This is a genomic window from Micromonospora sp. 4G55 (assembly GCF_016803375.1).
In genome coordinates, this window is sequence record NZ_JAEVHN010000204.1 from 1 (window position 1) to 9,843 (window position 9,843).

The window sequence follows — 9,843 nt, forward strand, 5'->3', positions numbered from 1 at the left end:
CGCCTCGAAGGCGGCCACGCTCACCTTGTGGGTCATGATGTGGTCGGGGTGCGGGTAGCCGCCCTCCTCGTCGTACGTGGTGACGACGTGCGGACGGAACTCGCGCATCAGGCGCACCAGCGGACCCGCGGCGACCTCGACGTCCTCCAGGGCGAAGCAGCCCCCGGGCCTCGTCGTAGACGTCGGTGTAGTAGCGGCGGATGTCCGGCTCGGGCGGTCGGGTCGCTGGCATCCGTTGATGGTGGGACGCGGACGCGCCGACGTCACCCGGTTTCCGCGTCGCCCCGCCGGGTGTGCCGGCGCCGACCAGGAAGGGCCGGTGTGACGTATCGGGGGAGGCCGGCGCTGAGGGGCACGGAAGGTGTGATCCGGAAGGCGCCCCGGGCACACCGCCACTCCGTCATCCCCCTCAGACCGGAGAAACCATGCTGCAGACCGCACTGGCGAAACTGCTCACCCTGAAGGTCGGTGCCACGGCGCTCGCCGTGACCGCCACCGGTGGGGTGGCCCTCGCCGCCGCGAACGGCACCCTGCCGAACCCGTTGACCGGGGCGAGCGCCAAGCCCTCGGCACACGCCACCGGCGCCCCCGCCGACAAGGCCAAGGGCGAGAAGTCGCCGGGCGCGAAGGGCACCCCCTCGCCGTCCCTGGTCGGCCTCTGCCGCGCCTACACCGCCAAGGCCGGCGACAACCCGGGCAAGGCGCTGGAGAGTCCCGCCTTCACCGTGCTGATCACCACCGCCGGCGGCCGGGAGCAGGTGGCCGGCTACTGCACCACGCTGCTCGCCGCCGAGAAGGGCAAGCCGTCCCACCGCCCCTCGGTCCCGCCCAGCCACCCGACCGGGAAGGTGGATGCGCGACCGACCCCGCAGGAGACCACCCGTACCGGGGGCCCGGGCGCGGCCACAAGCCGGCCGCCCCGACCGCCGGCTGAGCTCCGACGCCGGGCGGGGCACCTCACTCCCCTTCCCCCCTCCGCCCCGCCCCGGCGTCGGTCAGGCCGCGTCGCACCGATCACCCACCCCCCAGGTCGTCGGTGCGACGCGCGCCGCCCCCCGTACCGTCGGTCAGTTCGCCGCCCAGCCGGCGGCGTTGCTGGTGGACTCCCGGGAGATGCCGGAGCCGGTGTCGGGCCACTCCCCGAAGCGTTCCTCGTGCAGGTGGGCGAAGAAGTAGCAGATCTCCTCGCAGTCGGCGTCCAGCACGGCCATCGCCGGGTCGGCGCGCACGGCCTCGTAGAACTCCCGACCCAGCGCGACGATCCAGCCCCGGCAGTAGAGGAACCCGTCGTCGGAGCCGTCGGTCACCTCGTGGACGTCCTCCCGGTCGATGTCGTGGAGCTTCCGCTCGACGACCCGGTCGAGGTCGGTCAGCTCCCGGCCGGACAGGTCGGCACAGAGCGCCCGGAGATTGGCGAGGAAGGGGTCGAGCCAGTCGTCGATCGCGTACGGGTCGACGTCGCCGGCCTCCGGGTCGCGGGTCGCCAGGGCCCGGCGCAGTGCCGCCGGCTCCGGGCCGAGCCGCTCCCAGGCGGCCTCGACCAGTGCCCAGAAGCGGGCCTCGTCCTCCACAGTGGGCACCCGGATCGCGTCAGCGGTGTCGGTCACCGGCGGAGGGTAGCGAGCCGGACCGACAACCGGGTCCGGTCGCCGGTGCGGCCCGCACGGCCGGAACTCGGTTGCCGCGCCCCTTCCGGCTCGCTGAGGATGGCTGCGATGAGCGCTCTCAAGATGCACGCCGACGAGATCGAGACCGACGTCGACCTGGTCCGTCGACTCCTGGCCGGACAGTTCCCGCACTGGGCCGGGCTGCCGATCCGTCCGGTTGCCTCGTACGGCACCGACCACGACATCTACCGGCTCGGTGAGCACCTCGTCGTCCGGCTGCCCCGGATCGGCTGGGCCACCCGGCAGGCGGCCCAGGAGGCGGAGTGGCTGCCGAAGCTCGCACCGCACCTGCCGCTGGCCCTGCCCGTGCCGGTGGCGATGGGGCGTCCCGCCGAGGGCTATCCCTTCGACTGGTCGGTGTGCGAGTGGCTGCCGGGCGAGAACGCGAACGGCACGATCGACGACCTGGACCGGGCGGCGGTCGATCTCGCCGCGTTCGTGGCGGCGCTGCGCCGGATCGACACCACCGGGGCCTTCCCGCGCCTTCCCGGCAAGCGGGGCGCACCGCTCGCGGAGCTCGACGAGGACGTCCGGCGGGCGGTCGCGCGGCTCGGCGACCGGATCGACGGTGCGGCGACGCTGCGTTCCTGGCAGGAGTCGCTCGACGCCCCGGCGTGGGACGCCCCGGAGGTCTGGGTGCACGGCGACCTGCTGCCGGGCAACCTGCTCGTCGTCGACGGCCGGCTGTCCGCGGTCATCGACTTCGGCGGCCTCAACGTCGGTGATCCCGCCTGCGACCTGCAACCGGCGTGGAACGTGTTCGCCGGCGCCAGCCGCGAGCGGTTCCGCGCCGAACTCGACGTCGACGACGCGTCGTGGCTGCGGGGGCGCGGCTGGGCGCTGTGCCAGGCCGTGATGGCCCTGCCCTACTACTGGGAGACCAACCCCGGCATCGTCCGGCAGGCCACGCACGCCCTGACGCAGGTCCTCGGCGACCGGCACTGACCTCCCGGTCCGCCCTGTTGACACCTGCCTGGCCGGTCGGTGGTGATCAGTCCGTTTTGCACGGCCGGACCAGGGTACGGCCCAGGAGCCTGCTCACAGCCGCTCCATGGAGGTACCCGTCCAGATGGATTCCAGCAAGCCCGCCAAGGCGGTCAAGGATGTCGTGGAGGCCGCCGCAGAGAAGGTGGCCGGCGTCCTGACCCCGGATGTCCCCGCGCTCCGGGCAGTGCCCCGCCCACCGTCGAGGAGCCGACGACGCCGCACGACCCGCTGCCGCCCAAGGCCGAGCAGGGGGCCCCAGAGACCCGCACCCCGACCGGCGCGAAGACCGGCGCGCCGGCGATCGCGAACGGTCAGCAGGGCGCCTTCCTCACCACCTCGCAGGGGGCGCGGCTGCGCGACACGGACCACTCCCTCAAGGCCGGACCGCGCGGACCGATCCTGCTCCAGGACCACCACTTCCGCGAGAAGATCACCCACTTCGACCACGAGCGCATCCCCGAGCGCGTCGTGCACGCACGTGGGGCCGGGGCGCACGGCCTCTTCACCGCCTACGGCACCGCCGAGCCGGTGACGAAGGCCGGCTTCCTCAAGAAGGGACGCGAGACCGAGGTCTTCGTGCGGTTCTCCACCGTCCTCGGCTCGCGCGGATCCGCCGACACGGTGCGCGACACCCGCGGCTTCGCGACGAAGTTCTACACCGACGAGGGCACCTTCGACCTGGTCGCCAACAGCATGCCGGTCTTCTTCATCCAGGACGCCCTCAAGTTCCCCGACATCATCCACGCCGCCAAGCCGCACCCCGACCGGGAGATCCCGCAGGCCCAGAGCGCGCACGACACCTTCTGGGACTTTGTCTCCCTGCACACCGAGGCGCAGCACCACACGATGTGGAACATGTCCGACCGGGGCATCCCGCGCTCGTACCGGACGATGGAGGGCTTCGGCGTCCACACCTTCCGGCTCGTCAACGCGGCCGGGGAGACCGTGCTGGTCAAGTTCCACTGGAAGCCCAAGCTGGGCGTGCACTCCCTGACCTGGGAGGAGGCGCAGATGCTCAACGGCATCGACCCGGACTTCCACCGCCGGGACCTGTACGACGCGATCGAGGCCGGCGCGTACCCCGAGTGGGAGCTCGGCATCCAGGTCTTCCCCGACACTCCGGAGGAGACCTTTGCCGGCATCGACCTGCTCGACCCGACGAAGATCGTGCCGGAGGAACTGGCACCGGTACAGCCGATCGGCAGGTTGACGCTCAACCGGACGCCGAGGAACTTCTTCGCCGAGACCGAGCAGGTCGCCTTCCACCTCGGCCACCTGCCGCCGGGGATCGACGTCACCAACGACCCGCTGCTGCAGGGCCGGCTCTTCTCGTACGTCGACACGCAGCTCACCCGGCTGGGCGGGCCGAACTTCTCGCAGATCCCGATCAACCGGCCGCACGCCCCGGTCAACGACATGCTCCGCGACGGCTTCCACCAGCAGGCCGTCCACGCGGGTGTCGCGCCGTACCGGCCGAACTCGCTCGACGGCGGCAATCCCTTCCCCGCCGGCGACGACGAGAACGCCTTCGTCGACGTGCCGGTCACGGTGGCGGAGGCGCCCAAGGTACGCGCCAACCCGGTCTCGTTCGACGACCACTACAGCCAGGTCCGCCTGTTCTGGCTGAGCATGTCGCCGGTCGAGAAGGAGCACATCATCCGGGCCTACACGTTCGAGCTCGGCAAGTGCTACCACCAGGCGATCAAGGAACGGCAGCTGCAGTCCCTCGCCAACATCGACCCGGTGCTGTGCGCGGAGGTCGCCACCGGCCTGGGCCTGCCCGCCCCGCAGCCGACCGTGCCGCTGGCCGACGTCACGCCCAGCCCCGCGCTGTCGCAGGTCGGCAGGGAGTGGCCCAGCGACGGTCGCACGGTCGGCGTCGTAGTCGATGCCGAGGCCGACCTCGACGGCGTCGGCGAGGTGCGCCGCGCGGTGTTCGCCGCCGGCATGGTGCCGCTGCTGATCGCCCCGCACGGCGGGCTGGTGGGAGACCTGCCGGTGCAGCGGACCTTCGCCACCGGCCGGTCGGTCGAGTTCGACGTGCTCCTGCTCGCCGGAGCGCCGGCACCGGCGCCGGACGCCATCCCGGCGCGCGACGCCAAGGCCGGCGCCGCCGACTCGGCGGCCGTGGATCCGCGGGTGCTGCTCATGGTCGAGGAGTGCTGGCGGCACGCCAAGGCGATCGGCGCGTGGGGCGGCGGTGTCACCGTGCTGGAGCGGGCGGGGGTGGCCGGCACGCCCGGCGTGGTCACGGGTGACTCCGGCGCCGAGGTGTTCACCGCTGTGCAGCAGTTGCTGGCCGCGCACCGGGTGTGGGAGAGGTTCCCCGCCTCGGTGGCCTGACGCACCGATCCGCTGACGAGGGGCCGCCCTTCCGCTTCGCCGGGAGGGGCGGCCCTTCACCACGAGCGGTTCGGACGGTACGGGTTGACGGCCCGGGTGAGGTGAGCCAGGGCGGCGCTGCCTCCCCGGCTCAGTTGACCGGCAGCACCTTCGGGCCGCCGCCGGCGATCGACCGGGTGACCTTGCGACCACTGGACCAGAAGTAGCAGCGCACCCCCCGGTCACCGCGCGCCCACAACTCCGGCGACGGCAGCCGGTACGCGGTGCCGGTGCGGTACGGCAGGTTGCCGTCGACCGGCACCTTGGCGTACCGGGCCACGGCCCTGCGGCATCCGGCGTGGATGGTCTTCCCGTCCCGGTTGGTGACCTCGTAGGAGCGGTCCGGGGCGGTCCAGATGCCGGCGTACTCGAACTGGTGCGCCGTGGTGCAGCTCGCCGGCCGCAGCCGTCCCCAGTCGTCCTCGTTCGAGCAGCCGTGAACCAGCGGGGAGCGGCTGCCCACCGTGTCGCGCAGCGTGCCCGCCCGGTCGATCGCCCGGTCGCTGTCGCCGTTGGCGCCGTCCACCTCGTCCAACTCGAAGATGTCGCAGCGGTACCAGCGGCTGCCGCCCGTCCAACCGGCCGGCGAGGCCGGCGCGACCTGCACCGACAGGCGGGCGTCCCGCCAGTCACCGCCCACGAACTGCTTGGCCCGCTTGTCACAGTCGGCGAAGGCGGCGCGCATGGCGGACGACTCCACCCTGGGCGGGATGGGCCGCGCGGCCAAGGCGCCGGTGAAGGTGCCGACGTGGAACGTCTCCACCAGGTGGGTCGTGGTGCAGTCCACCGGGGCGTAGCTGGTGAGGTACGCGGTCGGCTCGCGGATCAGGTGGCACTCGCCGGCCTGCGGGCTGAACTGTTGCGCCGCTGCCATCGGCCGCCAGTCGTCGCTCAGGTCCGCGTCGGTTCCGGCCGGCGCGCCGCAGCCCGTCGACACCATCGTGATCAGCGCAGCCGTGACCGCCGCCCTGCCCTGGCTTCGCATCTGATTCTCCCGTGTCCCCCGTGACGACGGGCGCAGCATATGGCACCGCTTCCACGTTCGGGCAGCCGTATTCCGGGTCCGATCGGGTGTGCGGCCGGACCGCCTGCGCTACGGTCGGACGCTGTGACCGCGCCCGAGATCACCGTCGCCACCCCGGAAGACCGTGACCGCGTCATCAGCTCGCTGGTCGCCGCCTTCACCAAGGACCCCGTCCTCCGGCACCTGTTTCCCGACGAGGCGACCTACCCGCGGTACGCCGCCGCCTTCTTCGGGCACCTCTTCGACAAGCGGGTGCGCAAGGAAACCATCTGGACGATCGAGCGCGGCGCGTCGGTCGCGATCTGGGAGCCTCCCGCGATGCAGAGCGAGTGGCCGGACGACGACCTCGTCGCCCAACTGCCCGCCGACGACGCGCTGGCCCGCGTCCACGCCTACGACGAGGCCGTGCATGCGGCACTGCCGGCCGCCCCCTACTGGTACCTCGGTGTCCTGGGTACCCACCCGCAGAACGCCGGCCGCCGGTGGGGCCACGCCGTCATGAGAGCCGGACTGCTCCGTGCCGCCGCGGACGACCTGCCGGCGATTCTGGAGACCAGCAACCCCGACAACGTCGAGGTGTACGGCCGCGCCGGCTGGGAGGTGGTACGCGCCTTCACGGAGCCCCTGTCCACCTGGGTCATGCGCCATTCGGGGTAGGTGTCGACCCGACAACCAGGCCTCGTAACTGCCCGCCATGGCGCGTCCGGCGGGTGGCGGAGGAAGGAGCAGGCATGTCAACCGAACCGGAGCCCGGCCTCGCACCCGAGCACACGAGACCCCGTCATGCCAAGGATGATCCGATCGTGATGACGGTCGACGGGCAGGACTTCCGCATCCGTGAGCGTGCTGAAAAGCCCGGCGAGTACGACTTCGACTGGCTCAGCGGGCCGCACGACTACGGCTTCGGGATCACCAGAGCTGACGGCCGCGCAATGACTCTGCCTGAGATGGCGGAGGCGATCCGGAACTTCCTCGCTGAGATCGACCCCGCCACCGGATACCTGAAGGAGTAGCTGAGCGTCGCTATTGAGACACCGACGACCGGGTGGACACCGCTCGCGCGGTCAGCGGCAGATCCGGACGTCCGAAGAGGTCGCGAGTGACGGGCGCGTGCCCGCCTGCTTCACCACCATGCATGGTTGACGCGTGGTCATCCGGTGAGCGCCCCCGTCAGCTGGTCCAGTCCCAGCGAGCCGAGTTCCAGCGCCCGACGGTGGAATGCTCGCCGGTCGCCGGGGAAGGATGAGCGGCCTGCCAGCCACACCCGCTCACCTACCTTGTAGGTCAGCGCCTGCCCTGGCCTGCCCAGATAACGCGCGAGCTCCATGGACGCGTACGGCCCTTGATGACAGCGGTCCCGCAGCAGCTGCAGCGCGGCATCCGGCGACCACGATGCGCCGCCACCGGACGGCACCGGCAGCCGCAGGTGCAGGCCGATGTCGAGCACGACCCGCGCCGCCCGCAGCAGCTGCTGGAACAGGTACCCCAATCGGGCACCCGGCTGCTCGTAGAGCCCGAGCTCGTCCATGAACCGCTCGGCGTACAAGGCCCAGCCCTCTTGGCAGCCGGAGAGCCCGCCGAGCAGGTTCAGCCGCTGCCCGAGGCCGCCCTGGCAGGCCTCGTAGCCGATCTGGAGGTGGTGGCCGGGAACGCCCTCGTGGTACGCGGTGCTGTAGGCGTACCAGGTCGGGAAGCTTGCCTGGTCCTCGGGGAGGAACCACCAGACACGGCCTGGCCGCGTCAGGTCCTGCGACGGCCCGGTGTAGGCGGTGCCGGCCGACACGGTCACCCGAGACTCGATGCGCCGCAGCGGCGCGGGGATGTCGAAGTGCACGCCGTGCAGCTGCTCGGTGGTGGCCTCCAGCAGCTCCTGCAGCCACGCACCGAACGCGGCCCGGCTATGCAGGGTGCCTGGCGCGTCGGGGCTGTCGAGCCGGTCGAGCACCGCGGGCACGCTCCCGCCCAGGGCCTTCGCCTCCGCGACCAGTTCCGCCTCGATCGCGGTGAACTCGTCCCAGCCCCAGTCGTAGAGCTCGCGCAGATCCGGCTCGATAGCGAGGAAGGTCCGCACCCAGAGCGCGTACCGCTGCGGCCCGAAAGCCTCCTCGCTGCGCGCCTGCGGTGCCAGGTCCGCGGTCAGCATCGCGGCCAGTCTCTGGTACGCCTCCCGCGCGCCCTGCGCCGCCGCCTGCAACGACGCCCGCTGCCGCCCATCGCCGTACCGCTCCACCAGGGCAATGTCATCGTCGACCCAATTGCGGCAGCGCTGCGTCACGAGCTCCACTTGGCGCCGCGTCGGCAGGTGACCGCGCTCGGCGGCGAGCAGGAGGCTGCGGGCATACCCGTCCAGGGCCGCGGGGATCGCGGCCTGGCGCACGCCGACACGGGCCCAGCCATCCTCGTAGGCTGCGCCCTCGGCGTCGCGGCCGGGCACCCCAGCCTCGACGGACTGGCGGATGAGCTGGAGCGGGCCGGTGGCCGCCGCATGCAGTTCGCGCAGGTCCTCCCCGGCATCGTGGAAGGCGATGCGGGCGCGCAGCCGTTCGGCGAGGTGAGCGTGCAGCGGGCTCGTCGCGGGCAGGGTCTCGAGCTCGCGCAGGGCGCAGGCGGCGAGATCGGCGCGGGCCTGGTGGCCGTCCGGACTGTAGTCGGTGAGACCGTCGACCTCCTGCTCGCCGACCTCGACCACTGCCGCGCAAGGGTCGAGGCGGGCCACGTCGCGCAGGAGCCGGCTGGCGAAGTCCTCGATCACGAGGGCGATGCTAGCGCCGTGTCCTGCCTGGCGCGGAGGGGCTTGCGTCGATGTAGTTCACAGCAGCTGACAACTTCCGCTCGTCGGCGGGTCCGTGCGCCGCCACAGACAGATGCCGTCCAGCGCGCCCAGTTCTGGAGGTCCTGGGCGCGTGGACGATGGGTCTCCGGGCCTCTTCACCGGTGATCGTCTCGACCGGGGAGCGGGCAGCCGCTGACCTGCGGTGACATGGGTGCGCCCGGCAGGATTCGAACCTGCGGCCTTGGGATTAGAAGTCCCCTGCTCTATCCGCTGAGCTACGGGCGCGCGGCGTGCGTGTCGCGCCACGAGGGTACCGCCGCACCCCCGGGCCGCGGGGGAACGGGTGCCCGCTGCGGCGCGGTGATCAGCGTCGCACGCCGCCGCGCGTCCGGTCATCCGGGTTCCGGCCGGGCGCGCCCCGTACCCTCGGTTTCGTGCTGCTGGAACCGGATGCCGAGAACGAGGTCGCCTACGAGCTGTGCCAGCTCCTGGGGCGGGCGATCCTGCCGGTCCGCCCGGCCGGGCCGGCCGACGACGGGCCCGCCGGCACCGCGTTCTTCTTCGCGCATCCGACGGGGGAGTACCTGCTCACCGCCGACGTGCTGACCCGGGTCGAGGCCGGCGAGGTCGGGCTGCGGCCGAGTGTCACCGAGCCCGCCGGGGTGGCCCCCGACGCGCTGGTCCTGTCGCACTTCACCGACCGGTGGGCGCACCTGCCCGATGCCGGGGTGGCGGTGCTGTCGACCGCCGGGCTGCACGAGCGGGCGGCCGGGCAGGGCTGGCGCTGGCGTACCCAACCGGTGCCGGACGCGGTCGCGGCCGCGCGGACGACGTGGCCCGGATCGGCGCGGAGCCGGTCACCGCGATCGTGCTGGCGCTGGGTGTCCGCGACGACGGGTCGCGCCGCTGGAGGTCGCGGTCGAGCGGGCCGTCCGCGCGGGCGACGGTCTGCGGATCACCGGCGAGCTGCCAGCCGGGTACGTCGGCGGGCCCGTCTTCGGCGTGCAGGC

General features: G+C 72.4%; 6 protein-coding genes, 1 tRNA gene and 3 pseudogenes. 5 read left to right on the forward strand and 5 right to left on the reverse strand.

Features of this window, described 5'->3' with window-relative positions; all coding sequences use genetic code 11:
* Together JNW89_RS17835 and JNW89_RS17840 are read right to left on the reverse strand one after the other, a co-directional pair.
* A pseudogene (locus JNW89_RS17835) lies at positions 1–168 on the reverse strand (PIG-L family deacetylase); the annotation flags it as partial.
* A gap of 899 nt (positions 169–1,067) precedes the next feature.
* On the reverse strand, positions 1,068–1,607 hold the full coding sequence (locus tag JNW89_RS17840) for a DUF4240 domain-containing protein (protein ID WP_238449777.1): 540 nt from the start codon (positions 1,605–1,607) through the stop codon (positions 1,068–1,070).
* A gap of 108 nt (positions 1,608–1,715) precedes the next feature.
* Between JNW89_RS17840 and JNW89_RS17845 the strand changes: the two genes are divergently transcribed.
* Together JNW89_RS17845 and JNW89_RS17850 are read left to right on the forward strand one after the other, a co-directional pair.
* Positions 1,716–2,612 (forward strand): aminoglycoside phosphotransferase family protein, encoded by an 897-nt coding sequence (locus JNW89_RS17845; RefSeq protein ID WP_238449778.1) that lies wholly within the window; start codon positions 1,716–1,718, stop codon positions 2,610–2,612.
* 124 nt (positions 2,613–2,736) lie between these two features.
* A pseudogene (locus JNW89_RS17850) lies at positions 2,737–4,997 on the forward strand (catalase).
* 130 nt (positions 4,998–5,127) lie between these two features.
* Here the strand turns inward: JNW89_RS17850 and JNW89_RS17855 are convergent.
* Positions 5,128–6,021, reverse strand: a complete 894-nt coding sequence (locus JNW89_RS17855; protein WP_238449779.1) for a septum formation family protein — start codon at positions 6,019–6,021, stop codon at positions 5,128–5,130.
* 123 nt (positions 6,022–6,144) lie between these two features.
* Between JNW89_RS17855 and JNW89_RS17860 the strand changes: the two genes are divergently transcribed.
* Positions 6,145–6,717: an N-acetyltransferase gene (locus JNW89_RS17860; protein WP_238449780.1), complete on the forward strand. Its 573-nt coding sequence runs from the start codon at positions 6,145–6,147 to the stop codon at positions 6,715–6,717.
* A gap of 74 nt (positions 6,718–6,791) precedes the next feature.
* A complete protein-coding gene (locus tag JNW89_RS17865; RefSeq protein WP_238449781.1) occupies positions 6,792–7,073 on the forward strand; it encodes a hypothetical protein in 282 nt (93 codons plus the stop codon).
* Positions 7,074–7,210: 137 nt separating this feature from the next.
* Here the strand turns inward: JNW89_RS17865 and JNW89_RS17870 are convergent, their stop codons facing one another.
* Positions 7,211–8,812, reverse strand: coding sequence for a DUF885 domain-containing protein (locus tag JNW89_RS17870; RefSeq protein ID WP_238449782.1), 1,602 nt, complete (start codon positions 8,810–8,812; stop codon positions 7,211–7,213).
* A 233-nt stretch (positions 8,813–9,045) separates the two neighbouring features.
* Positions 9,046–9,118: transfer RNA gene (locus JNW89_RS17875), tRNA-Arg, on the reverse strand.
* Between the two features lie 149 nt (positions 9,119–9,267).
* Between JNW89_RS17875 and JNW89_RS17880 the strand changes: the two are divergent.
* Positions 9,268–9,843: pseudogene (locus JNW89_RS17880) on the forward strand (hypothetical protein); the annotation flags it as partial.

Coding starts and splice junctions, on each gene's coding strand:
- JNW89_RS17845 (WP_238449778.1), top strand. CDS start 1,716: ATGAGCGCTCTCAAGATGCACGCCGACGAGATCGAGACCGACGTCGAC.
- JNW89_RS17855 (WP_238449779.1), bottom strand. CDS start 6,021: ATGCGAAGCCAGGGCAGGGCGGCGGTCACGGCTGCGCTGATCACGATG.
- JNW89_RS17865 (WP_238449781.1), top strand. CDS start 6,792: ATGTCAACCGAACCGGAGCCCGGCCTCGCACCCGAGCACACGAGACCC.